Consider the following 621-nt stretch of genomic DNA (forward strand, 5'->3'; position numbering starts at 1 on the left):
TTTGGCTCATCAATTGCGGGACTGTCAATATGCGATTGATGCTGGAGACAGGATTTTCGCCCCAGCGATGAAGAGGTTATTATTAAGAGCTTTTATCATCCATCGACGACGAGAAAGAATCGACGATACTAGACTCAATCGATATCAAAAAAATTTACAGGAAAGATTAACTAGAATTTTGAATTTAGCGCCACATCATCTGGATGGTATCCGGTTACGAAAACGCTATGGTGGGCTAATTGACAATTTATTTCTATTTCTGGAAGATGCGGGGATTCCACCCACGAATAATTCGAGCGAACAGGCGATTCGGATGAGTGTAATATTTCGCCGTGTGACTAATGGCTTCCGTTCGGAATGGGGCAGAGATTTGTTTGCTGCCGTTCGTTCGGTTGTCAATACTGGCAAACCTCAGGGTTTAACTGCTTATCAATCTATTCAACAAGCTCTCTCTATTGATGGCTCCCTTTTTTTCCCTAGTTGAGCAATTACTTATTAGACCTCTTGCAAAATAATTTTATGATATAATGGAAAGTTTTGCTTTACTGGATTGAATCCAAAGTCTTAACTTATTTTTACTCTTGCCTTGCTAGAAACAGGATAAAATACTAGAAACTTATA

Annotated in this window: 1 protein-coding gene; it reads left to right on the forward strand. The window is 39.1% G+C overall.

The features are described 5' to 3' along the window. On the forward strand, nt 1-484 hold a 484-nt coding region (locus tag K4039_RS26670; RefSeq protein WP_265239514.1), incomplete at its 5' end, for a transposase. Between the last annotated feature and the right edge of the window lie 137 nt (nt 485-621).

The sequence above is a fragment of the Lyngbya sp. CCAP 1446/10 genome, assembly GCF_026130175.1.
Taxonomy (GTDB): Bacteria; Cyanobacteriota; Cyanobacteriia; order Cyanobacteriales; family Microcoleaceae; genus Microcoleus.